Origin of the sequence: Streptomyces sp. NBC_01803 (genome assembly GCF_035917415.1) — a bacterium.
Lineage (GTDB): Bacteria > Actinomycetota > Actinomycetes > Streptomycetales > Streptomycetaceae > Streptomyces.
The window spans coordinates 2,935,441-2,961,853 of sequence record NZ_CP109073.1; the positions used below are offsets into that span (position 1 = coordinate 2,935,441).

A 26,413-nucleotide genomic window follows, 5' to 3' on the forward strand; every position below is an offset into this window, starting at 1 on the left:
GGATTCGGTCACGTTAAGGTATCGAGGGCAGAAAACGCCTCCAAGAAACCGTCAAGAAAAAGTAAGGTCCGCAGTGGGGGAACGACGCGCGGGTGGGGAATTCTCCACTTGGCATTAACCTGCCTGAGCGCGTACGAATAAAAGAACCATAGTCGCGAACTAGTGGGAGCGTCAGCATCGCGGCAGGCGAATCGCCGGTGACAGTGCCCGGCGCCGTCGCACGGTTGCGAGCCTCCAGGAAGGACCGATACCCGTGGCACAGCGTGTAGTGGTCAGCCTCGCCGACGACATCGACGGCGGTGAAGCATCGGAAACGGTTGCCTTCGGACTCGACGGAAAGACATACGAGATCGATCTCAGTCCGCGCAACGCGGAGAAACTGCGGACCGCTCTCGCCCCCTTCGTGGAGGCCGGACGCAAGCGCGCCCGGTCCGGCAAGACCTTCCACCACACCGAGGTGGCCCCCGACCCCAGGACCGTCCGCGCCTGGGCGGGCTCGCACGGCATGGGCGTGCCGGCCCGCGGGCGCATCCCGAAGAAGGTCTATGACGCCTTCAACGAGGCCCACGCACCCGCACATTGAGCCGACTTGCCATCAACCCCCGGTGATCGGCTAGAGTCTGAAGCGCGCCGCGGGGCAGGGCCGAAAGGCCGAAGTCCCGGGAGCCGCGCGGGTGTAGTTCAGTAGCAGAACACCCTCTTTCCAAGAGGGAGGCGCAGTGTGCGATTCCTGTCACCCGCTCCATCCACTGGCTCGTCCCTGAGGTCCCGAGGACACTTGGGGATCGGGTAGAGTGGATATCGCCTCATCCGGTTTCGGGTGGCGCGTATGCGGACGTGGCTCAGTTGGTAGAGCATCACCTTGCCAAGGTGAGGGTCGCGAGTTCGAATCTCGTCGTCCGCTCCGTGCGAAGGGCCCGGTCCTGTGGACCGGGCCCTTCGGCGTGTGCGGTTCGCGCTTCGCGCTTCGGCCGCGCTTCGGCCGCGTTCACGGCTACGTGACGTCGAGGCCGAGGGCGGTGGCGATGACGACCGCCTGGTCCAGCCCGATCTTCGCGCCGGCCAACTCGACGGTCAGCGGGTCGAGGCTGGACAGGTCGCTGCCGCGCAGGTCGGCACCGGTGAGCTTGGAGCTGTGCAGCATCGCCCCGGACAGGTCCGTGCCGGTGACCGTGGCCTTCTCCAGGCGGGCGGCCGTGAGGTCCGCCTCGCGCATGCGCACGCCGTCGAAGACCGCCTCGCGCAGGTCGGCGCCGGGCAGGCCGACGAAGGACCAGTCGCCCCGGGAGACGCGGAAGAGGGTGAACGCGCACTGCTGGAAGAGGCTGCCGACCAGCTTGCAGTCGGTGAAGTGGGTGTCGAAGAAGACGCAGCGCTTGAAGGTGCAGTTGGTGAACGCCGCGGCGGTGTGGCGGGAGGCGTTGAAGCGGACGCCGGAGAAGGCGCAGTGCTCGAAGACCGCGCCCTCGTCGGTGACCTCGGTCCAGTCGGTGTCGATGAAGGAGTGGTGCGCGTAGCGGCGGCCGGAGAGGTCGTGGCCGTACCAGTCCTGGTCGCGGATCACGAGCTCGGGATCGGGGATGAGCGGCTCGTGGGAGACCGGGTCGATGTTGGCGCGGGGGCGGTCCGGGGTCATGGGAGATATCCGACCACATTGTCGAACGACGGGTGGGGCGGGATGGACCGCGGGCGTGTCCGAAGAACGGGGGAATCCTCTTTCCCGACAGCGCCGACGCCTTCGACGCCCGTGGCTCGACGAGCATGGCGCCTCCTCGCCCGGATCTGGCTGAAGCCGCGCGAGCAGGCCCCGTTGGGGTACGCGCGGGCGCTCAAGGTCGTCGCTGTGCACGGCGGGATCGCCGGTCAGAAGGGCCGACGGGATCGGATCGGCGTGCACGGGTGGGGCGCGACCATCAGGTGGGACGGGAGCCGCTCCGGCACACAGCCGTTCGGACGCCGCGGGAGGCGGCCGAAGGCGGCCAGGTCGTGGGTGACGAGGTCCGTCTCGACGGCGTCCTCCGGATGCCGCGGCGGCTTGGCCAAGCCGCCCGAAGGTCCTCGGTCGGGGCGACGAGGACGCCGCGGCGGTCGGTGTCGGAGGAGGCCCTGGCCGGGCCGAACGCGCGTGAGCCCGCGATCACCGTCAGGGTGTCCCGCGGGGCGTTCTCCTGGCGGGCGAAGGAACGCCGGGCCAGTGGATGGACGCCGCGCCAAGCGGGTGGGGCTCGGCGCGGCGGGGGGCTGGTCAGTCCCAGGACTGGCCGGTCAGGAAGTGGTACGCCTCCGTGTAGCGGGCCCGGGTCTGGTCCACCACTTCCTGGGGGAGGGCGGGGGGCGGGGTGTCGCCGGTGCGGTCCCAGGTGGCTTCGGGGGAGGTCAGCCAGTCGCGGATGTACTGCTTGTCGTAGGGCTTCTGCTGCTTGCCCGGCTGCCATTCGTCCTTGCGCCAGAACCGGGACGAGTCCGGGGTCAGCACCTCGTCGGCGAGGACCAGCGGGTCGTCCGGACCGGCGCCATCCGCCTGGCCGAACTCGAACTTGGTGTCGGCCAGGATGAGCCCGCGGTCCCTGGCGATGGTCCGGGCGCGGCCGTAGAGGGCGATGGTGGTCTGGCGCAGCTTCGCGGCGATGTCCGCGCCGACCTGGCGGGCGACCTCCTCATAGCTCACGTTCTCGTCGTGGGCGCCGACGGCGGCCTTGGTGGCGGGGGTGAAGATCGGGCCGGGCAGCTCGGAGCCGTCGGACAGGCCCGCGGGGAGGGCGAGACCGCAGACCGTGCGGTCCCGGTTGTACTCTTCAAGGCCCGAGCCGGTCAGGTAGCCGCGGGCGACGGCCTCGACCGGGATCATCCGCAGCGAGCGGCAGATCATGGTGCGGCCCGCCCACTCGGCGGGGGCCCCGGGGGGCGGGGTGGCGGAGATCAGGTGGTTCGGCACGAGATCGGCGAGCTGGTCGAACCACCACAGGGAGAGTTTCGTCAGGATCCGGCCCTTGTCCGGGATCTCGCTGCCGAGCACCCAGTCGTAGGCCGACACGCGGTCGCTGGCGACCATGACGAGATCGCCCGCCTCGTTCCGGTAGAGATCGCGCACCTTCCCGGTGTGCAGGTGCACAAGTCCTGGCACCAGCACCGGCTCGGGCTTCTCAACGAATCCTGGCACAGCGCCTCCTGGCTAGCTTGGGGTTGATGAGCCGCGCGGATCCATTGTCACGCAGGCCCGTGTCCGATTCGTCGCGGGGGCGAGCGGCGCGGTCAGTCCCGTTTGCAGATGCGGTCCAGGAGGTTCGCGGTGGCGCGCTGGATACGCGCGTCCGTGTGCCCGGGGCGGCTCAGCGCGGGCGACCACGCGAAGGTTCCCGACGCGAACACCCAGGCTCCGCTCGGCGCCCGGTACAGCGACGTCTCCTGATGGCGGCGGGCGCCCGACCCGTCGCGGTACGGGGAGTGGGCGAGCAGAACGCGGCTGAGCGCGTCGGGCAACGGGGTGCGCGGGAAGTAACGGTCCGCCTCGCCCGCGACGAGGCCCGGCAGTTCGTCGCCCTCCCGGGCGCCGGTGGCCTCCCACAGCCAGTGTCCGGCGTTGCGCACGATCAGCGGATGCGGGCGCGGGACCTGGCCGGCGTACTGGATGCCGAGCAGGAGCTGCTCCGCGCGGCCCTGCTCGCGCCAGAGCACGGCGCGGCCGGGGCCCTGGCGCTTGCGGCAGCTCAGCAGCCGGTCCTCGTCACCGGAGGGCAGCGGGCCCAGCGACACCTGCCAGTACATGGTGTTGGCGGAGAGGAAGACCAGGGAGGTGCCGCCGTCGCGGGCGTCCTCGACGGCCTGGCGCATGGGGGCCGACCAGTACTCGTCGTGGCCGCAGAAGATCAGGCCCCGGTACCGGGAGGGGGTGACGCGCCCGGCGTGCAGGTCGCGGGCCGTGGTGTACGCGAGGTCGTATCCGTAGCGCTCGGCCCAGCGGATGAAGTCGTAGGCGTGCCCGGCGTGCAGGGGCAGGCCGGAGCCGGCGTAAGGGCGGTCGAACGAGACGGTGACGGCGGCGTCCCGCTCGCCGAGCAGCCGGCCGGCGCCGTCCCAGGCGTGGTAGAGGCTGGCGCCGCCGCGGCCGTCCTCGGGGAAGAGGTTGTACGCCTGCCAGGTGATGTCGGGGAGCACCAACAGGAGGTCCGCGGGGCGGTCGTCCCGGACGGTGAACGGGATGTGCGAACGGAATTCGCCGTCCGCCGTGGTGAGGACGGCGACATGGGCGCCCGGCCGCCAGTCCACGGGGACCTGGAGGCGCCAGGACAGCCACCAGTTGTGGCAGGAGACGGCGCGGCCGGCGATCAGCGGGGGCGGCTGGCGGATGCCCATCAGCTTGGGGCTGCGCAGGAGCAACTGGGCGCCGTCGTTGTCGAAATGGCCGATTCGGTAGATGTCGATGGTGAACTCGCCGGGCGGGTCGGCTGTCACCCGGAAGTCCAGCGGCCGGCCGGGGGCGACGGCGCCGTCCGTCGTGAAGCCCTTGATCTGGCACTGGACGTCGTCGGCGGTGCGGGGCCCCGACGGCCGGTGGGCGGAGTGCCGGGCGACCTGGGCGGGCAGGACGGCGTGGCCGCTGCCGGACAGGTGGCCCTCGCCGGCCCGGAGCCAGGGCAGCGGCCCCTGCCCGAACGGATCGGCGACCGTGTGGGTGAACGCGCCGCCCGACTCCCAACGCCGGACGCGTTCCGTGCTCTCTCTCAAGCTCCCCTCCCTGCGCCTCCGGATCCCTGCGCCTCCGGACGGTGAATGCCGGAACCCAGCACATCACATATAGCAAGCGAACAGTCACCGCTCGTCGCAGGAATCAGCCGGAGGTGATTGCCTGATAGTGGCGCCGGGGGCGCAGCGTGTCGAGCCCCCTCGAAGGGGAAATGTCTCGCCTGTCTTGGCTGTTGGGCCGGTGCCCGGCGCGCGCCTCCTCGCCCGTCAGACCAGGCGCACCGGCTTGTCGGGGCGGACCCCGGCGTCCGAGAGCCAGTCCAGCAGCGGCGCCGGGTCGCCGTCGTCCACCAGGCTGTGCACCGGCGCCGACAGGTCCTCGCGCCGCCGGCCGCCGAGGAGGAGGACCGGGCCGTCCAGCCAGTCCAGCCCGGGGGCGGCGTTCGACATGTCGGCGGCGGCGCAGCAGACGGCGGCGGCCACGTGCTCCACCAGCAGGTCCCGGTCGCTGCGCGGCGCCTGGAGCGGGAACGGCATCGGGGCAAGATCGCCGGGTGGGCTCGCCGGCTGCGGGGCGGGCGGGGCCTCGGCGCGGGCGGCGTCGGCGCCGAGGCGGGCGGCCAGCGCGTCCGTGCCGTCCACGGCCGCCGCGGCGTCCACCAGGCCCTTCAGGGCACGGTCCAGCGTGGGGGTCTCGGCGACATCCAGCACGGCGAACAGGCGGGCCGCGCGGTCGCGCCACTTCCGGTCCACGACCTCCTCCGGATACTCCGCCCAGTCGATGGGGGCCCACTCGGCGCCCGGCCCGGACGGGACACCGTGGAAGAGGCGCGCGGCGAGCAGGGAGATCGCCTCGTCCACGGTGCCCGGCTCCTCCAGCAGGTCGCAAGCGGGGCGCTCGGCGAGCCGCGCGGCGTACCCCTCGGCGAGCCGGTCGCGGCGGGACAGCTCGGTGAGCGCGGCGACGGCGCCCGCGTCCAGCCGCCTGGGCCAGCGGCCGATACGCCAGGCCGGGAGCGCCACGCGGGTCAGCAGCCGGTCCCAGCCCGCGTACGCCAGGCCGACCTGCTCCTGCGCGACGATCCGCAGCCCGGGGTCGACGATCTGGGCGCGAACGGACGCGGCGGCGGCGACGCCGCGCTCCATCTCGGCGCTGTGCCCGGCCGCGGCACGCAGCATCACCCGGGCGACGCGGCCGGAGAGGGCCAGCAGCGGATGGCGGACCGGCGAGACGTCGGCGGCCAGACCTATGCAGGCGTCCCAGGCGCGCAGGCAGCGGCGGGCGGAGGCGATGTCGGGGTGCGCGGAGGGCCCGGTGCCCGCGACGACGGGCGCGAGCAGGGCGCGCAGCTCCGCGACGCGCATCCACCACAGGAACGGCGAGCCGATGACCAGCACCGGGGCCACCGCCCCGGCCGGGCGGCGCGGCGGCGGCGGGCCCGGGGGCTCCTCCAGCCAGCTGTCGCAGTCGGGGGTGAGGGCGATGGCGCTCGGCGGCGGCACGTCGAGCCGCTCCGCCAGCTCTCGTATCAGTCCGTGCAGGGCGGGCGCCGAGCGCTCGGTGAGCTCGATCGTCGGGGTGACGACGGGCCGGGCGCGGGCGATCGTCAGTCCGGCCGCGGTGGCGACGGCGCCGCAGAGAACCGCGACGGCCGCCGCGGGCCAGCGCAGCACGGCGGCCGGGCCGCCGCTGCCGGCGAACAGCACCACGGCGAGGGCCGTGGGCAGCAGGCCGAGGGCCAGCGCGTTGTTCCGCACGCGGAGCACCGCGAGCGCGTGATCCTGCGCGGAGTGTCTGCGGTCGCGCGACGCTTCGTGCTGCACCATGCCCTGCCCTCCGCTTCGCCGAACCCCACGAGTGCCCACTCCGCGCGGTCCGAAGACCGGCGGCTCTCCCACTGTGGCACCGGCCGCCGACATCGCAATGCGCGATGAGCCGAACGCCGTAGGGCGGGGCGGCGGGCCGGGTGACGCGGCGGAAGTCGCTTCGCCGCACCATAGTTGGGCGGGGCCGACACGTCAGCCGCTCGGCCCCACGCTCACTCGATGGTGGGGCTTTGGGCAGAGGAGGGAACCGCGCCGGCCGCCTGGGCGGCGATGTCCGTGCGGTGGTGCGAGCCGGCCAGCCTCAGGCGCGCCACGGAACGGTAGGCCAGCGCCCTGGCCTGCGCGAGGTCGGGTCCCGTCGCGGTCACGGACAGCACCCGCCCGCCCGCGCTGACGACGCGGCCCCCGGCGTCGAGCGCCGTCCCGGCGTGCAGCACGTACGCCTCGGGGCCGTCGTGTTCGGCGACCTCCGCCAGCCCCTCGATCGGGTCACCGGCGCGCGGCGCCTGCGGGTACCCCTCGGCCGCGATCACCACCGTGACGGCCGCGCCGTCGCTCCAGCGCAGCGGCGGGAACGCCGCCAGCTCGCCGGTGGCCGCCGCGCGCAGCAGACCGGCCAGCGGCGTGCGCAGCCGGGCCAGCACGACCTGGGTCTCCGGGTCGCCGAACCTCGCGTTGAACTCCACGACCCGCACGCCGCGCGAGGTGAGCGCGAGCCCGGCGTAGAGCAGCCCGGAGAACGGCGTGCCGCGCCGGCGCATCTCATCGACGGTGGGCCGCAGGACGGTCTCCATCACCTCGTCGGTGAGCTTCGGGTCGGCCCAGGGCAGCGGCGAGTACGCGCCCATGCCGCCGGTGTTGGGGCCGGCGTCGGCGTCGTGGGCGCGCTTGAAGTCCTGGGCGGGCGTCAGCGGCACGACGGCCTCGCCGTCGGTGACCGCGAAGAGGGAGACCTCGGGCCCGTCGAGGAATTCCTCGATGACGACCCGGTCACACGCGCGGGCGTGCGCGCGGGCGTGCTCCAGGTCGTCGGTCACCACGACGCCCTTGCCCGCCGCGAGGCCGTCGTCCTTCACCACGTACGGCGGGCCGAAGGCGTCCAGCGCCTCGTCGGCCTCCTCGGGGGTGACGCAGACGTACGAGCGGGCGGTCGGCACGCCCGCGGCGGCCATGACCTCCTTGGCGAACGCCTTGCTGCCCTCCAGGCGGGCGGCCTCGCCGGACGGGCCGAAGACCGGAATCCCGGCGGCGCGGACCGCGTCCGCGACGCCCGCCACCAGGGGGGCCTCCGGGCCGACGACGACGAGGTCGGCGCCGAGCCGGCCGGCCAGCCCGGCGACGGCGGCGCCGTCGAGCGCGTCGACCTCGTGCCGGGTCGCCACCTCGGCGGTCCCGGCGTTGCCGGGGGCGCAGTGCAGCTCCGTGACGGCCGGGTCGCGGGAGAGTGCGTGGCACAGGGCGTGTTCGCGGGCGCCGCCGCCGATGACAAGAATCCTCACGCGGGGCAGCCTAACGGCGGCGCTCGGCGGCCCACTCTTTTGGGTGAGGAGGCGGGGCGCGGAACGACCGACCGGCCGCCGGTTCCCGCCGGTTTCCGCGCCCGCGCGGGACAACGGGCGCGGACGGGCCGACCGTCGGTGGCGGTGGAAACGGTAAGAAATACCGTTATGCACCCTGATCGGTTCGAGCGGTACGAGGAGTCCGAAGGAGGCGGCGGCGCCGGGCCGGTGGACGGCGGCGGCGCGCGGCTGGCGCAGCTCTACGCCTGCGCGGAGGCGGAGGCGCTGCGGACCGTCGAGTGGTACCTCGCGGACCGGCTGTGGAAACGGCGTGCGGCCCGGCTGCTGCGCGGCGGAACGCTGGCGGGCGCGGCGGGCGGCGTGGCGCTGCCGCTGCTGGGGGCCGGGCTGGAGCGCTGGGGCCTGCTGGCGCTGCTGGGCGCGGCGGTGTGCCTGGCGGGTGACCGCTATCTCGGGCTGACGTCGGGGTGGATGCGGGACATGGCGACCGCGCAGGCGCTGCGGCGGCGGCTGGCGGCACTGCGCTACGACTGGGTGGCGGAGGACGTACGGGAGCCGGACGGCCCGCCGGGTGAGGCGGCCGAGCGCCGGCTGGCGGTGCTGCGCCGGTTCTCGGAGGACGTCACCGAGCTGGTGCGGGCGGAGACGGCGGACTGGATGCGGGAATTCCGCGCGGGCGCGGTCCCGGTGGCGGAACGGGCGCCGGCCGCGGCGGAGGGCGCCGAGGGCGACCACCCGCGCCGGCACCGTTTCCCGGGCGAGCCCGCCAGGCGTCCGAGCATGCCCCGCCAGCGCCCCGGCGAGCCGCCCCGCCCGTGACACCGGGCCGTGACCCGCGCCCGTGCCCCCTGGTCGGTCGGCCGGGGGCGCCGCCCGGACCAAGTCCGGGGGCGCCGCGCCGCCTCTCGTGGCCGCGCGAGGGCCCGGCGGGGAGCCGCTAGCTGAAGACGATCATCGAGCTCTGGGCCAGGCTGCGGGTCGCCGCCGCGTGCAGGCCGAGCCATACATGGCGCTCCTGGGCGAACGGGCCGTCGCCGTAGCCTGGTTGGGCCGCCGGCTCTTCCAGGCGGGTGGGGCGGGTGGGCGGGGCCGGGGGCGGCGGGGGGTTGCGGGGATCGATGTCCAGCACCGGGGCGACCAGCTCCAGTTCGCGCAGCAACCCGTGGCTGGAGCCCAGCGGGCCGCCGCCGGCCAGCAGTGATTCGTTGACCAGCGGGTGCGGGAAGTCCACCGGGACATAGGCGCCCGCGTGGTCGAAGTGCCAGACCAGATGCGCCTGCTGGGCGCTCGTCTCGAACATCTCCAGCAACTGCTGGTAGTCGCCGTCCAGCTCATCGGCGGGCGTCACGGGCAGTCCGCTCAATTGGAGGAGATACGCCCGGCGGAGCAGGTGCAGCGCGGCGTAATCGAAGCCGGCGACCGGGGCGACGGCGCCCGACGTGCCGGGGACATAGCCGTGGACCGGCACCGGCGGCAGTCCGGCCTCGGCCAGGGCCCGGTCGTACTCGGCGAGCTCTTCCGCGAAGGGGTTGTCGGGGCTGTGGCACAGCACATCGACGAGGGGGACCAGCCACAGGTCACATGCCACGAAGCGGCTCTCTCTCGCGCTCTCTCGGACGTTCGGCAATTGCCAGCCTAGTCGGCCAGTTGCGTCGCCAGGGCCAGCGCGTGGGAACGGTGGGCGCGCAGCAGGCGGTCGGTCTCGGCGGCGTCCTGGCGCTCGACGGCGTCGGCCAGTTCGAGGTGGCCCGCCCACAGCCGGCCGGCGAGCCCGGTCTGGCGGCGCAGGTGCGGCACGGTGAACGCCCAGCAGGCGACGCGCAGTCGGTCGAGGAACTCGCCGATGTGGGGGTTGCCGAGCAGCCCGTCGAGCTCGCGCCAGAAGCGGAGGTCGTAGGCGATGAGGATGTCGAGGTCGCCGGCGAGGGCGGCCTGGCGAGCGGCGGCGGCGCGGCGGCGGATGGATGTGAACGCCTCCGGGACCGCCTCGCGCAGGCTTAACGCCGGGTTGTGGTGGAGTATCCCGTCGCTGACGAGGGTCTGGGCCTCGATCATGTAGCGGAAGTCGGCCAGCGAGAACCGTTTGATCCGGAAGCCGCGGTGCTGTTCCACCTCAAGCAGCCCCTGCGCCGACAGGTCCACCAGGGCTTCGCGCACCGGCGTCGCGGAGACGCCGTACTGCTCGGCGATCTCCCGGACGGTGAACTCCCCGCCGGGGGCGAGCCGCCCGGCCAGGATTTCTTCCCGCAGGGCGTCGGCGAGTTGCTCGCGCAAGGTGCTGCGTTGAATCACGGCAGCACAGCCTACCTACGTTTTCCGAAATTGACAGAAGGCTGTCCTAACGACAGGATGCTGTCATCGTCATCGGCGCCGGGAGGCCACCGTGAGCACCACCCAGCAGACCACCGTCCATCTCGCCGTCTACGACACGCTCGCCGACTGGGAGACCGGCCACGCCGTCGCCGAGCTGGCCAGGCGCGGGTACCGCGTGGTGACCGTGGGACCGAGCACCGAGCCGGTCACGACCATCGGCGGCGTGCGCTGGCTGCCGGACCGCGCGATCGACGAGCTGCGGCCCGAGGACAGCGCGCTGCTGATCCTGCCGGGCGCGGACCTGTGGATGGACGCGACGGCGCTGGCGCCGTTCGCCCGCGCCGCACGCGATTTCGTGAACGCCGGGGTGCCGGTGGCCGCGATCTGCGGGGCGACGGTCGGGCTGGCGCGCGAGGGCCTGTTGGACGATCGCGCGCACACGGGCGCGGCGGCGCGGGTGTTGGCGCTCAGCGAGTACGCCGGCGGCGCGCGCTACCAGGAGGCCGACGCGGTCACCGACCGCGACGTCATCACGGCCGGGCCGACCGACCCGGAGGCGTTCGCCCGGGAGATCTTCGCGCGGCTCGGCGTCTTCGAGCCCGAGGTGCTGGACGCCTGGTTCCGGCTCTTCGCGCACTCGGACGCGGCGGCGTACGAGATCGTGGTGGCGGCCGGATGAGCGACGACACGGCCGCGCGCCAGGACCTGCTGTCCGGGACCGCGCTCGCCGTCTTCCGGCTCAACGGGCAGTTCCTGTCCGTGGCCGAGCGGCTGGCGCGGCCCGCCGGGCTGACGGCCGCGTGGTGGCAGGTGCTGGGCGCGGTGCTGCCCGAGCCGCTGCCGGTCGCGGGCATCGCGCGGGTCATGGGCATCACCCGGCAGAGCGTGCAGCGCGTCGCGGACCTGCTGGTGGAGCGCGGTCTGGCGGCGTACGAGCCCAACCCGGCCCACCGCCGGGCCAAGCTGCTCACCCCGACCGCCGAGGGCCGCGCGGCGATCGGGCGGATCGGGCCGGGACACGCGGAGTTCGCCACCCGGCTGGCGCGAGCGCTGGGCGGGGAGCGGGAGTTCGCCGAGACGCTGGGCGCGCTGACCCGGCTGTCCGAGGCGCTGGACCGGCTCGACGGTGAGCGGAGCGCGGGGGGCGCGGGCACGGGGGTGGACGGCGCCTGACAGTCGGGCGCGCCGTCGCCTCCCGTTTCTCTCCCGCCCACCCGCCCTCGACGTCGGGCGCGTCTCGCGCCGTTCGCCGTCCCCGCCCACGGCCCCGCCCACGTCCCCGCCCACGTCCCCGGCCGCGGCCCCGGTCCACGGGTGGCGGGCGCTCCTCTGCCCGCCTCGCTCTACCGCAAGCCCCGGTGTGCCGACCATCACCGGAGAGGGCTGAGCGTGGCCGCGGCCCCGGCCGCGTTTCTCCTGGTCCGGCGGATCACCGTCGAGCGGCACGCGCGGATCGCCGCGGGCGACGGCGCCCGGGGCCACCGGGGAGAGCGCCGGGTGACCCGCATAGGCTGCCGAGGCGTTCACCTCTATCCTCGGTGAGGCAACCAACGACACATCGGGGGAGCTGCTCCATATGGACCGGCTGATGCCAAACGACCCGCACCGGATCGGACAGTACCGGCTGCTCGCCAGGCTCGGGGAAGGGGGAATGGGACAGGTCTTCCTGGCCCGCTCCGAGCGCGGTCGCACCGTGGCGGTGAAGACGATCAGGTCCGAGCTGGCCCAGGAACGGGACTTCCGGCGCCGTTTCGCGCTGGAGATCACCGCGGCGCGCCAGGTCGGGGGCCGGTGGACCGCGCCCGTTCTCGACGCCGACACCGAGGCCGCCACGCCCTGGGTCGCCACCGGGTACATCGCCGGCCCCTCGCTGCACGAGGTGGTCGGCCGCGACTTCGGCCCGCTGCCCGAGCGCAGCGTGCGCCTGCTGGCCAACGGCCTGGCCCACGCCCTGAGCGACATCCACGGCGCCGGCCTCGTGCACCGGGACCTGAAGCCGTCCAACGTGCTGGTCACCATCGACGGACCGCGCGTCATCGACTTCGGCATCGCGCGTGCCCTGGAGCAGACCGGCGAGGCGCTGACCCGGACCGGCGCCACGGTCGGCTCGCCCGGCTTCATGTCCCCCGAGCAGGTGCGCGGCCAGCGACTGACCCCCGCCAGCGACGTGTTCTGCCTCGGCTCGCTGCTCGCCTACACCGCCACCGGCCGCACCCCGTTCGGCACGCTCGACTCGGGCGTCCACATCCTCATGTTCCGCATCGCCGAGGAGACGCCGGACCTCACGGACATCCCGGAGGGCCTGCGCCAGCTCATAGCCGACTGCCTCGCCAAGGAGCCGGAGCGCCGCCCCTCGGTGGAGGAGCTGCTGAGCGCCACCACGCACGACGGCTCGCGCGAGCCCTGGCTGCCCGGCGAGCTCATCGCCCAGCTCGGGCGGCACGCCGTCGAGTTGCTCGACTCGGAGAACCCCGAGAGCCGCACCGACACCCCGGCCGTCAAGGCGCCCCCGCCCCAGGCGACCGCCACCCAGCTCCCGCCGACCGCGTCGACCCCGCTCCCGCGGCCGGCGCCATCGCCCCCCGGGCCGGCCTCGTGGCCCTCGCCGCACGCCACGCGGCAGCCGAGGCCCACGCCCGTACCCTCGCCGTACTCGCAGCCGAACGGCTCGTACCAGCCGCCGGCCCCCTCGATGCCGAACTCCCTCGGCGGTTACGGCCCCTCGCCCTACCCGTCGGGTCCACTCCCGCCGCAGCGACGCTCGCGCCGGGCACCGGCCGTGCTCGGGGCGGTCGCCCTGCTGGTGGTGATGGCGGTCCTCGGTGTGATCGTCGCCCAGCAGCTGAGCGGCGGCTCGGACGACCCCACCATCGACGAGGCGTATCTCGGCGCCTGGCAGGGCGAGTACACCAACGAGAACGACGAGGTGAAGGAGCTGCGCTTCGAGATCCACCAGGGCGACGAGGGCGACGTCATCGGCACCGCCCTGACCCTCACCGAGACCACGCTGTGCGCCTACCGCATGGTGCTGGGATCGTTCGGCGGCGAGCTGGCGTTCACCGAGCAGGCCGACTGGGCGGTCCCGGAGGAGCAGGCCGACGAGTCCTGCCGCGACAACGACACGGTCCAGACGCTGCGCCTGTCCGAGGATGGCGAGGAGATGGAGTGGCGGTACAGCTCCCAGAGCACGACGCTCGCCTCGGCCGAGCGCAGCGACGCGACCGACGTGCCGGAGACGCTGGTCGGCCAGTGGCGCGACGAGGGCACGAACGACGATGACGAGGAGATCGAGGACCTCATCACCATCAGCCAGGGCTCGATCGGCGACTCCGTCCTGCGCTACGAGAGATCCGTGGACGGCGAGCCCACCTGCGTCTGGGAGAATCGCCTCGTCAAGGTCGAGGGTCGGGAGATCACCCTCGGTCCCGATGTCGTCGTCGAGAACCCGGGGGATGAGCCATGCCGCGCCTACGCGAGCTTCCGGCTGTGGAGCGAGGAGGGCGACGATGACACGATCCGCTTGCTGTGGCTCGATGACCTGGAAGCCGATCCGGCCGAGGTCGATCGCAACGACTAGGTAAGCCCCCGGTCACAAAACAGCACGGGCCCCAACCTCACGACGAGACCGGGAACCGATTACGGTTCGGCCTCTGTCCCCCTCATTGTGTACGGGCGCCCGTATTCTCATGGGGCTTACCGGAGCGAAGAGGAGTAAGACAGCATGAAACCGCTCGGGCCGACAGATCCTCAACGCGTGGGCCAGTACAGGCTGCTGGGGAAATTGGGCGCCGGCGGAATGGGCAGTGTGTATCTCGCCCGCTCCGACCGCGGGCGCACAGTGGCCGTCAAACTGGTCCAACCAGAGCTCGCGGCGCAGCCCGAGTTCCGTCGGCGCTTCCAGCAGGAGGTCGAGGCCGCCCGCGCGGTCGGCGGCGACTGGACCGCCCCCGTTCTCGGGTGTGACACCGAGGCCGAGACACCCTGGGTGGCGACCGGCTATGTGGCGGGTCCCTCGCTGCACGAGGTCATCGCCCAGACGTACGGCCGCCTTCCGGAGCGCACGCTGAGCATCCTGGCGAACGGCCTGGTCCGGGCGTTGCAGGACATTCACGCGGCCGGTCTGGTGCACCGGGACCTGAAGCCATCCAATGTGATGATCACCATCGATGGGCCGCGCGTCATCGACTTCGGCATCGCCCGCGCCCTGGAGGGCAACGGCGATGGCCTGACGAGGACCGGCGCGGCCGTGGGCTCGCCCGGATTCATGTCGCCCGAGCAGTGCCGCGGCGAGGTCCTGACGGCCGCCAGCGACATCTTCTGCCTCGGCTCGGTGCTGACCTTCGCGGCCACCGGCCGGACGCCGTTCGGGGACGCCAACACGGCGATGACCGCCCTGATGCTGCGGATCGTGCAGGGCCAGCAGGACCTGACCGAAGTGCCGGACGGCATCCGCCCGCTGATCGAGCGCTGCCTGTCCCAGCACCCGGCGGACCGCCCCAGCCTGGACGAGCTGCTGGCGGCGACGCGGGCCGCCGACGACGAGGACGAGCCGTGGCTGCCCGGCGCGCTGGTGGCGAAGCTGGGCCGGCACGCCGTCGAGCTGCTCGACTCCGAGGACCCGCTCCAGGCGCCGCCGATCCCGATGACCAAGCCGCACCCGGCCATGCCGCACATGCCGCCGACGCCGCTGCCCCCGACCTCCATACCCACTCCTCCGCCGCCGCAGGCCGGGGTGCCGATGGCGCCGCCGACGCCGACGCAGTTCAGCGTGCCGGGCACCCCGCCGCCGAGCCCGCAGCCGAACGCGGGCGTGGACGCGATGGCGACGATGACCTCCGCCGCTCCCCCGCCCGGCTACGGCACACCGCCGCCGCCCGGCGCGGGTGGCTACGGCACCCCCCCGCCCCCCGGAGCGGGCGGCTACGGATATCCGCAGCAGGCGCCCGGCACTCCGGGGTACGGCTACCCGCAGGTCGGGTCGCCGGAGGTGTCCGGGCCCTACGGGCCGGGCTACCCGGGTGGCCCTGGCGGCCCCGGTGGTCCCGGCGGCCCGGGCGGTCCCCCCAAGAAGAAGAACCTGGCCCTGATCATCGTCGCCGCGGTCGCGGTCTTCGCGATCGCCGCGGGCGCCGCCGTCTTCGCCTTCGGCGGCGACTCGGACGACGAGGCGGGGGACGACGGCACCGAGACGGGCCAGCCCACCGACGACCGCACCGGCGAACCGACGGACGAGCCGACCGACAGCCCGACGGACGAGCCCACGGACGAGCCGACCGATCAGCCCACCGACCAGCCGACCGGTGACCCGCAGATCGACCCGAGCGCCACGGTCGGCAGCGAGTACATCGGCGCCTGGGAGGGCCCGGTCCTGAACGAGGACGGCAACGAGGTCGGCTTCTTCCAGCGCATCGAGCTCGACAGCGGATACGGCGGCGACACGGTGGCCACCCAGTGGACCGTGCTCGACAACGTCCTGTGCGAGGAGCAGGCGCAGCTCGTCTCCTCCAACGGCGGCCTGACCATCAACGGCACCGGCATCACCGCCACCTCGCCCGACGGCGCGACGTGCAACCCGTACACCGCCCAGACGCTGGAGATGAACGGCGGCACGCTGGTGTGGACCTCCGGCCAGTGGCACGCGGAGCTGGCGCCGGCCGGAATGCAGAGCGACTCGGACGGCATGCCGTACGACATCCACAGCCAGACGTACACCGGCTCGGGCTTCTCGATCGAGACCGAGACCACCAGCTACGCCGGTTCGCTCGCCCTGACCTGGTCCGACGGCTCCTGCACCTGGGAGTCCGTGATGATCTCGGGCGGCCTGGATGCCGCGTCCATCCTCGTCGGCCCCGGCCGCGTGACGTCGGGGAGCTGCGACCCGCTGCCCTCCTACCTCCTGGAGTGGGAGCCGGCCGACGACAAGGCCGAGGTCATCACCTTCACGCCGTACGCCACGGACGGCGGTGACTCCTTCACGGTGAACCGCGAGGCCTACTGACCGAGGGAACACGGAGGGCGGGCCCGGTACCTCGGGCCCGCCCTTCCCCGTTCCGTACGCGCGCGCTCGCTCGCGGGGCGCCGCTACACGAACGGAGTGATCTCGATCGTCTCGTCACGCCCCGGGCCGACGCCGATCGCGGAGATCGGCGCGCCGGAGAGGTCCTGGAGGGTGAGGACGTACGCCTGCGCGTTCTTCGGCAGGTCCTCGAAGGACCTGGCCCCGGCCAGGCTCTCCGTCCACCCCGGCAGGTACTCGTAGACAGGTGTGGCGTGGTGGAAGTCCGTCTGGCTGTAGGGCAGCTCCTCCACCCGCCGGCCGTCGATCTCGTACGCGACGCAGACCGGGATGCGCTCCCAGCCGGTGAGCACGTCGAGCTTGGTGAGGAAGAAGTCGGTCAGCCCGTTGACCCGGGTCGCGTAGCGGGCGATCACCGCGTCGAACCAGCCGCAGCGCCGGTCGCGCCCGGTGGTCACGCCGAACTCGCCGCCGATGGTGCGCAGCGCCTCGCCGTCCGCGTCGTGCAGCTCGGTGGGGAACGGGCCGGCGCCGACGCGCGTGGTGTACGCCTTCAGGATGCCGATCACACGGTTGATCCGGGTCGGTCCGATGCCGGAGCCCGTGCAGGCGCCGCCCGCGGTCGGGTTGGAGGAGGTGACGAACGGATAGGTGCCGTGGTCGACATCGAGCAGGGTGCCCTGCCCGCCCTCCAGCAGCACGACCTTGCCCTCGTCCAAGGCCTGGTTGAGCACGAGCGTGGTGTCGCGGACCAGGTCCTTCAGCTGCTCGGCGTACCCGAGCAGCTCGTCCACGACCTGCTCGGGGGCGATCGCCCGGCGGTTGTAGAGCTTGGCGAGGACCTGGTTCTTGTGGTCGAGCGCGGCGTCGACCTTCTGCCGCAGGATCGATTCGTCGAACAGGTCCTGCACGCGGATGCCCTGCCGGTTGATCTTATCGGCGTAGGTGGGGCCGATACCGCGGCCGGTGGTGCCGATCTTCCGCTTGCCGAGGAAGCGCTCGGACACCTTGTCCAGCGTCTGGTGGTACGACGTGATCAGGTGCGCGTTGCCGCTGAGCAGCAGCCGCGAGGTGTCCACGCCCCGGTCCTGGAGCCCCTTCAGCTCGGCGAGCAGCACCTTGGGGTCGACGACGACGCCGTTGCCGATCACGGGGACGCAGCCAGGGGAGAGGATTCCGGAGGGCAGCAGATGCAGCGCGTACTTCTGGTCACCGACGACCACCGTGTGGCCGGCGTTGTTCCCGCCCTGGTAGCGCACCACGTAATCCACCGAACCACCGAGCAGGTCGGTGGCCTTGCCTTTGCCTTCATCACCCCACTGAGCGCCGAGCAGCACAAGTGCGGGCACAGGCGTACACCCCTTTCGAGCGGGGCATCTACGCAAGGGCTGCCCCGGATCGACGAAAACCCCTGGCGCAATCGCGACAGGGGCTCTTGCACAGAGAGCTTACGGGAGACGCAGCCGGGAGGCGAACAATCAGGTGCTCATCGTCATCGACCCGACGGCTCGGCAGACGGACGGGGAATCGGTGCGGATCGCCAGAGATGTCCTGTGCGCGGGGTCGGCCGCGGGTGACGTCAAGGTGTGCGTGCTGGACCAACCACAGGCGATGAAGCGGGTGTTGGCCCGCAAGGGCGGCCGTCGGGTGGTGATCGTCGGGGACGACGGGGCGCTGCTGCGCGCGGTGGGGCTGCTGCTCCGCAGCGGTGAGTTGGGCACCAGCCCGCTGGGCCTGGTGCCGGTCGGCCCGGGACCGACACTGGTGGTGGCGCGGGCGCTGGGGGTACCGACCGACGCGGTGATGGCCTCCCGCGCGATCCTCGGCGGCGCGGTCCGGCGGGTGGACGTGCTGACGGACGACGCGGGCGGCGTGGTGCTGGGGGCGCTCGGCATCCCCGCGCCGCGCGCCCGCGTCTCGGGGCCGACGGCGCTGTGGTGGCGGACCGTGCACCGGCCCCGGCAGCGGCTGCGGGTGGAGGCGGACGGGCGGGTGCTGGCGGACGGCGACCGGCCGGTGGCGGGGATCTCGGTGCGGGCGACCGACGGACTGGCCGAGGTGGTGGTCAGCGCCGGGCCGACCGGGCAGGGCGACGTGCGGGCGCGGGCGCTGTCGGTGACGGTCTCGGGGCCCGCGTTCAGCTACCGGGCGGACGCGGTGGACTCGGGACCGACGCGGGCGCGGACCTGGACCGTGCGGCCGGGCGCGCTGCGGCTGACGGTGCCAGTGCGCTGATCGGTCCCGGTGATCAGGCCGGTCCTCGGCCGTCAGGTCGCGGTGGGGCCTCCGCCGACGACGGCGCGGTGAGCGCGCCAGCGCTCCAGGACGCCCTGGAGCTCGGTCAGCGGAGACAGCGTGAACTCCTCGGTCTCCGCCATCCGCCAGCCGGCCGCGCGGGCCGAGCCGCCGCTCGCCACCGGAGCTCTCCCGCGTCCGGTGGCTCAGCGCCATCCGGTAATCGCGCTGACCGGCGGCACGCTCATCATGCTGGCCGCCGGACTCCGCTTCGGGCTTACCGGCGCCGCCTCCGCCGACGACGGCGCGGTGAGCGCGCCAGCGCTCCAGGACACCCTGGAGCTCGGTCAGCGGAGACAGCGTGAACTCCTCGGTCTCCGCCATCCGCCAGCCGGCCGCGCGGGCCGAGCCGCCGCTCGCCACCGGAGCTCTCCCGCGTCCGGTGGCTCGGCGCCATCCGGTGATCGCGCTGACCGGCGGCACGCTCATCATGCTGGCCGCCGGACACGGCTTCGGGCTTACCGGCGCCGCCTCCGCCGACGACGGCGCCCCGGTGTCGAAGCCGGCCGGCGCCTCGCTCGCCCACGCGCCCGCGCTGTGGGTCACGGCCGGGGTCGCGGGCGGCGATCTCCGGCTGGTTCCCGCGCGCGGCGGCGGCCCGGGGCGTTCCGGCGTACTCGTTCGTCGTGGTCTCCCTGGGCGAGCTGACCGACATGCCGGAGGCGCTCAGTGGCGTCTCCCTCATCGGCCATGTGCCGCAGGTGCCCGCCGCCGATCCGGAGTGGACGCCGCTGCTGGTGCTGACCGCGCCGGCCGCCGCGCCGATCGGGGCTCGGCCTGGCAGGCTTCCGGCGCCGCGACCTGGAGGCCACGCGCCGAGCCGAGCCGCGCGCGGGCAGCGGCCCGGCCGCCCGCCTTTCCGCGGGCGGCCGAGCCGTTCCGCTGCCCCGATGGAGCAGCGAGCCACCCGCTGGGACGCACTCCGGATGCGGTTCCCATGACCCACTGTTCGCATAGGTGACAACCCGTCACGCCACCTCGCGTGCGGCGAACGACCGGAGGTCACCCGTCCATGAAGTCCTTGCACCCCCGCGCCAGCCGGCTGACCGCAGCCGCTGCCACCGCCGTGCTCGCCCTTGGCATCGGCGCCCCCGTGGCCGTCGGCCTCGGCGACGGCGTCACTCTCGCCGACGACGGCGCCAATCCCGCCCAGAGCACCGCCACCTCCACCCCGACCGCCACCGCCCCGCTGACCATCTCGCCCACCTCGGGCGGCGCCAACACCTCGGTCACCGTCAGATCCAGCTGCTCACCGAGCGGGCCGGCGACCTCGGACGCGTTCCAACAGAGCATCACCCTCCAGCAGAGCGGCAACCAGTGGGTCGGCACCGGGCGGATCAGGTCCAGCGGCCTCACGGTCGGCCGGACCTACACGGTCACCGTCCGGTGCACCGACGGCGTGACGCTGAGCACGTCGTTCACCTACACCGCGACACCCACCGGTGGCGCCTCGGCCGGCTTCGGCGGCGCGGTCGGCGGGGCGGGCGGCGGGAGCACGGCGGCGACGGTGCTGGCCGTCGGCGGCGGGCTCGCGATCGCCGGAACGGTCGGCTACGCCTTCCTCAGCCGGCGCCGCCGCGTCGGCGGCCACTACTGAGAGAGGCGGGCGTGCCCAAGATCCCGTGGCTCCGGCGGCTGAAGCGGTCCAAGGGGGCCGACCGGCCGGCGCGGTCCAAGACGCCCAAGGCACCGAAAGCACCGAAAGCACCGAAGACGCCGAGGGCTCCGAAGGCGCCCAAGACGCCGAAGATGCCCAAGGTGCCCCGGGCCAAGGGGCCCCTGCGGCCTGAGCGGCCGGGGCCGCGCAAGCGGTCCGCGCCGCTCAGGCCGGGCCGGACGGCCGACCGGACGCCGACGCCGAAGTCCGGGGCGGGCGAACGGTCCGGGCCGCTCGGCCGCGCCGGGCGGATTCCGGGCGCCGGCCGGCTCGGGCTGCCGAAGGGATCCAGGCGTGCCGAGCGGGTCAAGCAGCCGGAACGGGCCGGGCGGCGGAAGTGGCCGCGGCGGTCCGGGCGGCAGGAGCGGCTGCGCCAGCCCAAGCCGGTCAAGCGACGCGCCCGGCTGAAACCGTTTCTGCGGGGGCAGGCCAAGCGCCTGCGGGTCCTGGTCCAGCCCCTGCACCGCCTCGGCGAGTGGTACCGGCGTACCGCGCCCCGGCTGGCGGCCAGGGGCCGGGCCCGCGGCGCGCGGGTCGTCGCCGCGCTCCGCGCCGCCGTGCGGCTCGGCCCGTCGCGGGGCCCGGCGACGGGCACCGCCACCGCCGAGGCGGCCACCGCGACCACGACCGCGACAGCCGAGCCCGGTGATCCCGCCGCACCGGACCGGGCCACCCGGCCCGGCAAGCCCGGCAAGGTCGGCAAGGTCGGCAAGGTCGGCAAGGTCGGCCTGCTCGTGGCACGGCTCCTCAGGCGTGCCGGACTCGACCGACTCGTCCGGCGCCGCCGTCCCAAGCCCGCCAGGCCGCCCCGGCCCGTCGTGCGCCCGGCCGCGCAGACCCGGCAGCAGCGCCTGTCGGTCCGCTGCCGACGGCTGGAGACACTGGCCGCGACCAGCGCCGTCACCGTGGGACTGCTCGCCGGGATCTTCGGGCCGGACCCCGCCGACGGCGTCAGCGAGGCCCAGGCGTCCAGCAGCATCGCGGAAGGCGTCTCCCGGCCCGGCGCGGTTGACGCGCCCGGGTCCGCGCCCGACGCGGGATCCACGGCCGACCTGGACCAGTCGCTGACCGGCGAGCCTTCCTCCGTGGTGGCCGCACCGCTGCCGAGGTCCGCCCCGACCCGGGTCCGCATCCCGCAACTGGCCACCGATGTCGAGGTCTTCGGCGCCGACCTCTCCCCCGACGGCGGCCCGCCCTCGCCCTCCGTGGAGGACGCGCTACGCGCCGCCTGGTACGCCGGCGGCGTGGCCCCCGGCGAACGCGGCGCCGCCATCCTCGTCGGCCACCTGGACACCTACGACGGACCGGCCGCCTTCGCGGGCCTCGGCTCGCTGCGCCCCGGCGAGAACATCGAGATCGACCGGGCGGACGGCTCGACCGCCGTCTTCACCGTCGACTCGGTGGAGCAGTACCCGAAGACCGCCTTCCCCGACGAGCGGGTCTACGGCTCGGTGGACACCCCGCAACTGCGGCTGATCACCTGCGGCGGCCGGTGGACGCAGGACGGCGGCTATGACTCCAACATCGTCGCCTACGCCCGGCTCACCTCCTCCACCAGCGGCCAGTCGCAGGGCACCGAGGCCGGGATGATCGGCCCGTAGCGTCCGGCCCGCGTCACGGCCGACCCTCTCCACGGCGTCCCGCCCGGCCCCGGGCGGGACGCCGTCGTCATCGCCCGCCCGGCTCGTCGACCGCGAGCGCGCCGTCCAGCTCCCGTGCGGCGCGCTCGGCGTCGGCGAACGACGTGTGGAGCGCGTGAAGCCGAAAGCGCGGCAGGTCCGCGGCCGAGCCGGGGCTCGGGCCGGTCCCGCCCGGCGGGCTGACGGCGGACGAGGGCACCGGAGACGCCCCCTACGACAACGCGCTCTTCCCCCCGGAGGACGCCGAGCGGCTGCGGGGCGGGGGCGGGAGTCGACGACCAGGCCGCGAGCGAGGAGGCGGGCGCGTCCGCGGCGTCCAGCGCCCCGGCCCGGTCGCGCGGCTCGTGCACCGGTCGTGCCATCGTCGTCTCCTCCCGGATCGGCTCCGCCCGTCAGGGGAGGGCCGGGCACGCGAAAGGCGCCCCGCACCGGCGGGGCGCCTTCCGTCGTCCGGTGGTCCGGCGGCTCGGCTCTAGGACAGCGTGTCGGCGGCGGTGGGCGAGCTGTCGCGCAGGAACTGGGCGCAGCGCTCGTACTCCGCCTGCTCGCCGATGGCCTGAGCGGCCCGGGCCAGGGCGTGCAGGGCGCGCAGGAAGCCGCGGTTGGGCTCGTGCTCGAACGGGATCGGGCCCTGCCCGCGCCAGCCGCTGCGGCGCAGCGCGTCCAGACCGCGGTGGTAGCCCGTGCGGGCGAAGGCGTAGGACTCGACGGTCCGGCCCTCCGCGAAGGCGTCGTCCGCGAGCTGCGCCCAGGCCAGGCTTGACCCCGGGTACTTCGCCGCGACCTCGCCGGGGGCGGTGCCGGCCGCGAGCAGCTCGCGGGGCTCCGGGTCGTCGGGCAGGTGGGTCGGGGGCGGACCCCCGAGGAGGTTCTCGTGAATGGCCATGGTGTCCAGTCTGCCGTCTCTCCCCCGCGCTGCGGCCCGGTCCTCCCGGGCGGGTGGGTTACTTCAGCTTGGTGCCGGTGGAGCGCAGGTCGGCGCACGCCCTGGTGACGCGCTCCGCCATGCCGGTCTCGGCGAGCTTGCCCCAGCTCCGGGGGTCGTAGGTCTTCTTGCTGCCGACCTCGCCGTCCACCTTCAGCACGCCGTCGTAGTTGCGGAACATGTGGTCCGCGATGGGCCGGGTGAAGGCGTACTGGGTGTCGGTGTCCAGGTTCATCTTCACCACGCCGTTGCCGAGCGCGGTGGCGATCTCCTCCCGGCTGGAGCCGGAGCCGCCGTGGAAAACGAAGTCGAACGGGGCCGACCGGCCGTACTTGGCGGCGACGCCCTCCTGCAGGTCCTTCAGCAGCTCGGGGCGGAGGACGACGTTGCCCGGCTTGTAGACGCCATGCACGTTGCCGAAGGAGGCGGCCAGCAGGTACCGGCCCTTCTCGCCCAGACCCAGCGCCTCGGCGGTGCGCAGGGCGTCGTCGACGGTGGTGTACAGCTCGTCGTTGATCTCGTGGCTGACGCCGTCCTCCTCGCCGCCGGTCGGGGTGATCTCGACCTCCAGGATGATCTTGGCGGCGGCGGCCTGGGCGAGCAGCTCCTCCGCGATCTCCAGGTTGTGCTTCAGCGTCTCGGCGGAGCCGTCCCACATGTGCGACTGGAAGAGCGGGTTCTCACCCCGGGCGACGCGCTCCTGGGAGAGGGCGATCAGCGGGCGGACATAGCCGTCCAGCTTGTCCTTGGGACAGTGGTCGGTGTGCAGCGCGATGTTGACCGGGTACTTCTGGGCCACCACATGGGCGAACTCGGCCAGCGCCGTCGCGCCGGAGACCATGTCCTTGCTGTACTGGCCGCCGAGGAACTCGGCGCCGCCGGTGGAAATCTGCACGATACCGTCGCTCTCCGCCTCGGCGAAGCCGCGCAGTGCGGCGTGCAGGGTCTGCGTCGAGGTGACGTTGATGGCCGGGTAGGCGAACTTGCCTGCCTTGGCCCGGTCGAGCATCTCGGTGTAGACCTCGGGGGTCGCGATGGGCATCTGTCCGCTCCTTCGGGGTGAGGACTGCGTTCGACTGCTCGAATATCCTCCCAGACGGCCGTCACGGCCGGGACAGCGCGCGACAGTTTCACGTGAAACAACTACCCACCGTGATGGGCGCAGCTCGGCCGGTCAGGTCAGGTCGTCCAGGGTGTACGCCTGGTAGTACGGCAGTCCGGCCTTCTCGATGGCGGGGGCGGCGCCGCGTTCCACGATGACGGCGACGGCGACCACCTCGGCGCCCGCCTCGCGCAGCGCCTCGACGGCCGTCAGCACCGAGCCGCCGGTGGTGGAGGTGTCCTCCAGCGCCAGGACGCGGCGGCCGGCGACATCCGGGCCCTCGATCCGCCGCTGAAGGCCGTGGGCCTTGCCGGCCTTCCGCACCACGAAGGCGTCGAGGGTCCGGCCGCGCGCCGCGGCGGCGTGCAGCATGGCGGTGGCGACCGGGTCGGCCCCCAAAGTGAGACCGCCGACGGCCTCGTAGTCGAGGTCCGCCGTCAGGTCCAGCATCACCTGGCCGACCAGCGGCGCCGCGCCGCCGTCGAGGGTGATGCGGCGCAGGTCCACATACCGGTCGGCCTCGCGCCCGGAGGAGAGGGTCACCTTGCCGTGGACGACGGCCTTGTCCTTGATCTGCCGGAGCAGTTCGTCACGCACGCTCATGGCTCACGACCCTATGACAGCCCGCGCCAGGTCCAGGTGGTGGATATCTCCAGCGGCTCCAGCGGGGTGACCATGCGGGGATGGGTGTTGAGGCCGTTGGGGGGGCCGGACTGGGGCTCGACACACACGGCTTCGGCCATCTCGTCGTAGATCACCACCCAGGGACTGCGGCTGTTGACCGTCACCTCCAGCTCGTCCGGCCAGGTGAGCGTGACGGCGACGCCGTCGGACATGCCGAAGCAGTCGTCCCAGGGCCCCGGCACGGGCGTGATCCGGCGGCCGGTGGGCAGGTGGTCCTCGCCCCGCTCCTCCTGCCAGTCGGCGGTGAAGGCGAGCGCGGCGCCCCGGCCGCCGGGACTCAGGGTGCGCCGGAACCAGGGGTGCCAGCCGGCCTGCGCGGGGAATGAGGAGCTGTGGGTCTCCACGCCGAGCGTGAGGGTGAGGCCGGTGCCGTCCTCGGCCAGCTCCACTGTCTGGGTGACGCGGCCGGGGTAGGGCCAGGGGTCGGTGAGGTCGCAGACCAGGGCGGCGGAGCGGGCGTCGGCGCGCGCGGTGCGCCACCGCCGGTGGCGCACCGTGCCGTGGATGGCGTGCGGGGCGGCGTCGACGGGGAGCTGGTGGGAGATGCCGCCGTTGCGGAACCGGCCGGCCGCGGTGCGCCCGCACCAGGGAGCCATCACGAAGGAGCCGAACCCCTCGCCCTGGCGCAGCAGCTCGGTGCCGGCGACGCGCAGGGACGCGATCCGGCCGCCCTGATCGGGAAGCAGGACCAGCTCGGTGTCGGCCGCGCTCAGGCGGATGCCGCGCTCGGTGTCATGGGTGGTCACCCCACGACGATAACGATCCGATCAGCGGGAAGCCCAATGAGAGGAAAGGCGGATGAACGGAAAAGCCCAGGACGTGCGCGCTAGCGGCGACGGCGCAGGGCCCGGCCGGCCAGCACGGCCGAGGCCAGGGCGACGGCCGCGGCGGGCGCGGCCCAGCGGAGCCTGACCGCCGTACCCGGGGCACTGCCCGGGGCGGGCTCGGGGGCATACCGGCCGCGCGGCGGCGCGTGGTCCACCTCTTCCGCGCTGCGCCCGATCATCGTGCGCCGCGCGAAGTCCGCCTCCGGCTCGGGCCCCGCGGCGGCGGCCACGGCCGGCTCCTCGTCCTCCTCGGGGTCGAGCGCGGGCGGCGGGATGTCGATGTCCGGCAGCGCGGTGCGGAAGCCGGCCTCCGGCTCGGGCTCCGGCTCGGGCGCGGCGGGGATGCCGGGAATGACCCGCTCGTTGTCGTCGGGCTCGCCGATGCCGCCGACGGCGGCGGGCGGTGCCTGCGCGCTTGTCAGCTCCTCGGCCAGCGCCTCGGCGAATCGGTCCAGCAGACGCCGGCCCGCCGCCTCCCGCTGCGCCGCCGTGAAGTCACCGATGCGGCCCTTGCCCTCGACCACCGCGCTGAACGCGACCGTGGTGCCCGAGCCGTCCTCGACCGCGCGCGGCACGGCGGTGAGGATGAGGCTCACCATGCCGGAGCCCCTCGCCTCGGTGCCCTCGGCCTCCGCCGTGACGCCCTCGCCGCGCCCGCTGAGGGTCAGCGTGCCGCGGTACGTGATGGTGGAGGAGCCGATACGCACCCGCAGCCGGCCCTCCGGCCGGGCCGGGTCGGCGTCGGGGCCGGGCAGGAATCCGGGCACGCAGCGAGTCACCAGCCCCGGCTCGGCGAGCGCGCTCCGCACGGTGGTGACGGCGTACGGCAGGAAGACCTCGTGCTCCATGGCGCGGAGCCTACCCACTCGGCGACGCATATAGCACTGGTGTGACCGTCAACGCCAATCGCGGCGCCACCCCCCT

25 protein-coding genes and 2 tRNA genes are annotated in these 26,413 nt (G+C 73.7%); 11 read left to right on the forward strand and 16 right to left on the reverse strand.

Translation table 11 applies throughout. The features are described from left to right. Positions 1-253: 253 nt before the first annotated feature. The 3 genes from OIE51_RS13025 (at position 254) to OIE51_RS13035 (ending at position 904) form a co-directional block, all read left to right on the forward strand. On the forward strand, positions 254-583 hold the full coding sequence (locus tag OIE51_RS13025) for a histone-like nucleoid-structuring protein Lsr2 (RefSeq protein WP_326597816.1): 330 nt from the start codon (positions 254-256) through the stop codon (positions 581-583). Between the two features lie 87 nt (positions 584-670). After that, positions 671-745: transfer RNA gene (locus OIE51_RS13030), tRNA-Gly, on the forward strand. 86 nt (positions 746-831) lie between these two features. Beyond that, positions 832-904: transfer RNA gene (locus OIE51_RS13035), tRNA-Gly, on the forward strand. Between the two features lie 90 nt (positions 905-994). Here OIE51_RS13035 and OIE51_RS13040 read toward each other — a convergent pair. The 6 genes from OIE51_RS13040 to purD all read right to left on the reverse strand — a co-directional run bounded on the left by OIE51_RS13040 (position 995) and on the right by purD (position 8,009). Continuing rightward, positions 995-1,636: a pentapeptide repeat-containing protein gene (locus tag OIE51_RS13040; protein ID WP_326597817.1), complete on the reverse strand. Its 642-nt coding sequence runs from the start codon at positions 1,634-1,636 to the stop codon at positions 995-997. Positions 1,637-1,863: 227 nt separating this feature from the next. Then, positions 1,864-2,043, reverse strand: a complete 180-nt coding sequence (locus tag OIE51_RS13045; protein ID WP_326597818.1) for a hypothetical protein — start codon at positions 2,041-2,043, stop codon at positions 1,864-1,866. 202 nt (positions 2,044-2,245) lie between these two features. Further along, the gene (locus OIE51_RS13050; RefSeq protein ID WP_326597819.1) at positions 2,246-3,160 is read right to left on the reverse strand and encodes a phosphoribosylaminoimidazolesuccinocarboxamide synthase; all 915 of its coding nucleotides are present in this window, start codon (positions 3,158-3,160) and stop codon (positions 2,246-2,248) included. Between the two features lie 92 nt (positions 3,161-3,252). Continuing rightward, a complete protein-coding gene (locus tag OIE51_RS13055) occupies positions 3,253-4,725 on the reverse strand; it encodes a N,N-dimethylformamidase beta subunit family domain-containing protein (RefSeq protein WP_326597820.1) in 1,473 nt (490 codons plus the stop codon). 225 nt (positions 4,726-4,950) lie between these two features. Next, positions 4,951-6,510 (reverse strand): hypothetical protein, encoded by a 1,560-nt coding sequence (locus OIE51_RS13060; protein WP_326597821.1) that lies wholly within the window; start codon positions 6,508-6,510, stop codon positions 4,951-4,953. A gap of 212 nt (positions 6,511-6,722) precedes the next feature. Further along, positions 6,723-8,009, reverse strand: coding sequence for a phosphoribosylamine--glycine ligase (gene purD, locus OIE51_RS13065; protein ID WP_326597822.1), 1,287 nt, complete (start codon positions 8,007-8,009; stop codon positions 6,723-6,725). A 168-nt stretch (positions 8,010-8,177) separates the two neighbouring features. Between purD and OIE51_RS13070 the strand changes: the two genes are divergently transcribed. Continuing rightward, complete coding sequence (locus tag OIE51_RS13070) at positions 8,178-8,849, forward strand: SLATT domain-containing protein (protein WP_326597823.1); 672 nt, start codon at positions 8,178-8,180, stop codon at positions 8,847-8,849. Between the two features lie 118 nt (positions 8,850-8,967). Here OIE51_RS13070 and OIE51_RS13075 read toward each other — a convergent pair whose 3' ends face one another. After that, entirely contained in the window at positions 8,968-9,618 is a 651-nt protein-coding gene (locus OIE51_RS13075) for a hypothetical protein (RefSeq protein WP_326597824.1), read from the reverse strand. Between the two features lie 47 nt (positions 9,619-9,665). Next, positions 9,666-10,319, reverse strand: a complete 654-nt coding sequence (locus tag OIE51_RS13080; RefSeq protein WP_326600613.1) for a GntR family transcriptional regulator — start codon at positions 10,317-10,319, stop codon at positions 9,666-9,668. 94 nt (positions 10,320-10,413) lie between these two features. On the opposite strand from OIE51_RS13080, the gene OIE51_RS13085 reads away from it, so the two are divergent. From OIE51_RS13085 to OIE51_RS13100, 4 genes are all read left to right on the forward strand, one after another. Then, positions 10,414-11,022, forward strand: a complete 609-nt coding sequence (locus OIE51_RS13085; RefSeq protein ID WP_326597825.1) for a DJ-1/PfpI family protein — start codon at positions 10,414-10,416, stop codon at positions 11,020-11,022. Then, positions 11,019-11,516, forward strand: a complete 498-nt coding sequence (locus tag OIE51_RS13090; RefSeq protein WP_326597826.1) for a MarR family winged helix-turn-helix transcriptional regulator — start codon at positions 11,019-11,021, stop codon at positions 11,514-11,516. Before OIE51_RS13085 ends, OIE51_RS13090 begins: the two co-directional genes overlap by 4 nt. 403 nt (positions 11,517-11,919) lie before the next feature. After that, entirely contained in the window at positions 11,920-13,920 is a 2,001-nt protein-coding gene (locus OIE51_RS13095; protein WP_326597827.1) for a serine/threonine protein kinase, read from the forward strand. 177 nt (positions 13,921-14,097) lie between these two features. After that, entirely contained in the window at positions 14,098-16,341 is a 2,244-nt protein-coding gene (locus OIE51_RS13100) for a protein kinase domain-containing protein (protein ID WP_326597828.1), read from the forward strand. A gap of 83 nt (positions 16,342-16,424) precedes the next feature. Here OIE51_RS13100 and OIE51_RS13105 read toward each other — a convergent pair whose 3' ends face one another. Then, the gene (locus tag OIE51_RS13105; RefSeq protein WP_326597829.1) at positions 16,425-17,708 is read right to left on the reverse strand and encodes an adenylosuccinate synthase; all 1,284 of its coding nucleotides are present in this window, start codon (positions 17,706-17,708) and stop codon (positions 16,425-16,427) included. A gap of 133 nt (positions 17,709-17,841) precedes the next feature. Between OIE51_RS13105 and OIE51_RS13110 the strand changes: the two genes are divergently transcribed. Next, positions 17,842-18,594, forward strand: coding sequence for a diacylglycerol kinase family protein (locus OIE51_RS13110; protein ID WP_326597830.1), 753 nt, complete (start codon positions 17,842-17,844; stop codon positions 18,592-18,594). Between the two features lie 32 nt (positions 18,595-18,626). Here OIE51_RS13110 and OIE51_RS13115 read toward each other — a convergent pair whose 3' ends face one another. Further along, positions 18,627-18,776: a hypothetical protein gene (locus OIE51_RS13115; RefSeq protein ID WP_326597831.1), complete on the reverse strand. Its 150-nt coding sequence runs from the start codon at positions 18,774-18,776 to the stop codon at positions 18,627-18,629. Positions 18,777-19,666: 890 nt separating this feature from the next. Here OIE51_RS13115 and OIE51_RS13120 point away from each other — a divergent pair. Then, on the forward strand, positions 19,667-20,251 hold the full coding sequence (locus OIE51_RS13120; RefSeq protein ID WP_326597832.1) for a hypothetical protein: 585 nt from the start codon (positions 19,667-19,669) through the stop codon (positions 20,249-20,251). 152 nt (positions 20,252-20,403) lie between these two features. Next, on the forward strand, positions 20,404-21,912 hold the full coding sequence (locus OIE51_RS13125) for a class F sortase (protein WP_326597833.1): 1,509 nt from the start codon (positions 20,404-20,406) through the stop codon (positions 21,910-21,912). 67 nt (positions 21,913-21,979) lie between these two features. On the opposite strand, the gene OIE51_RS13130 is transcribed toward OIE51_RS13125, so the two are convergent. The 6 genes from OIE51_RS13130 to OIE51_RS13155 all read right to left on the reverse strand — a co-directional run bounded on the left by OIE51_RS13130 (position 21,980) and on the right by OIE51_RS13155 (position 26,337). Further along, positions 21,980-22,150, reverse strand: a complete 171-nt coding sequence (locus OIE51_RS13130; RefSeq protein ID WP_326597834.1) for a hypothetical protein — start codon at positions 22,148-22,150, stop codon at positions 21,980-21,982. Between the two features lie 273 nt (positions 22,151-22,423). Then, positions 22,424-22,837 (reverse strand): DUF3151 domain-containing protein, encoded by a 414-nt coding sequence (locus OIE51_RS13135; protein ID WP_326597835.1) that lies wholly within the window; start codon positions 22,835-22,837, stop codon positions 22,424-22,426. 58 nt (positions 22,838-22,895) lie between these two features. Further along, entirely contained in the window at positions 22,896-23,918 is a 1,023-nt protein-coding gene (gene fbaA / locus OIE51_RS13140) for a class II fructose-bisphosphate aldolase (RefSeq protein WP_326597836.1), read from the reverse strand. A gap of 132 nt (positions 23,919-24,050) precedes the next feature. Next, positions 24,051-24,581, reverse strand: a complete 531-nt coding sequence (gene pyrE, locus OIE51_RS13145) for an orotate phosphoribosyltransferase (protein WP_326597837.1) — start codon at positions 24,579-24,581, stop codon at positions 24,051-24,053. Positions 24,582-24,592: 11 nt separating this feature from the next. Continuing rightward, entirely contained in the window at positions 24,593-25,408 is an 816-nt protein-coding gene (locus OIE51_RS13150) for an aldose epimerase family protein (RefSeq protein WP_326597838.1), read from the reverse strand. 80 nt (positions 25,409-25,488) lie between these two features. After that, positions 25,489-26,337, reverse strand: coding sequence for a carbon monoxide dehydrogenase subunit G (locus OIE51_RS13155; protein WP_326597839.1), 849 nt, complete (start codon positions 26,335-26,337; stop codon positions 25,489-25,491). Positions 26,338-26,413 lie beyond the last annotated feature (76 nt).

Coding starts and splice junctions, on each gene's coding strand:
- OIE51_RS13040 (WP_326597817.1), bottom strand. CDS start 1,636: ATGACCCCGGACCGCCCCCGCGCCAACATCGACCCGGTCTCCCACGAG.
- OIE51_RS13060 (WP_326597821.1), bottom strand. CDS start 6,510: ATGGTGCAGCACGAAGCGTCGCGCGACCGCAGACACTCCGCGCAGGAT.
- OIE51_RS13070 (WP_326597823.1), top strand. CDS start 8,178: ATGCACCCTGATCGGTTCGAGCGGTACGAGGAGTCCGAAGGAGGCGGC.
- OIE51_RS13090 (WP_326597826.1), top strand. CDS start 11,019: ATGAGCGACGACACGGCCGCGCGCCAGGACCTGCTGTCCGGGACCGCG.
- OIE51_RS13095 (WP_326597827.1), top strand. CDS start 11,920: ATGGACCGGCTGATGCCAAACGACCCGCACCGGATCGGACAGTACCGG.
- OIE51_RS13120 (WP_326597832.1), top strand. CDS start 19,667: ATGAAGTCCTTGCACCCCCGCGCCAGCCGGCTGACCGCAGCCGCTGCC.
- OIE51_RS13125 (WP_326597833.1), top strand. CDS start 20,404: ATGCCCAAGGTGCCCCGGGCCAAGGGGCCCCTGCGGCCTGAGCGGCCG.
- OIE51_RS13135 (WP_326597835.1), bottom strand. CDS start 22,837: ATGGCCATTCACGAGAACCTCCTCGGGGGTCCGCCCCCGACCCACCTG.
- fbaA (WP_326597836.1), bottom strand. CDS start 23,918: ATGCCCATCGCGACCCCCGAGGTCTACACCGAGATGCTCGACCGGGCC.
- pyrE (WP_326597837.1), bottom strand. CDS start 24,581: ATGAGCGTGCGTGACGAACTGCTCCGGCAGATCAAGGACAAGGCCGTC.
- OIE51_RS13155 (WP_326597839.1), bottom strand. CDS start 26,337: ATGGAGCACGAGGTCTTCCTGCCGTACGCCGTCACCACCGTGCGGAGC.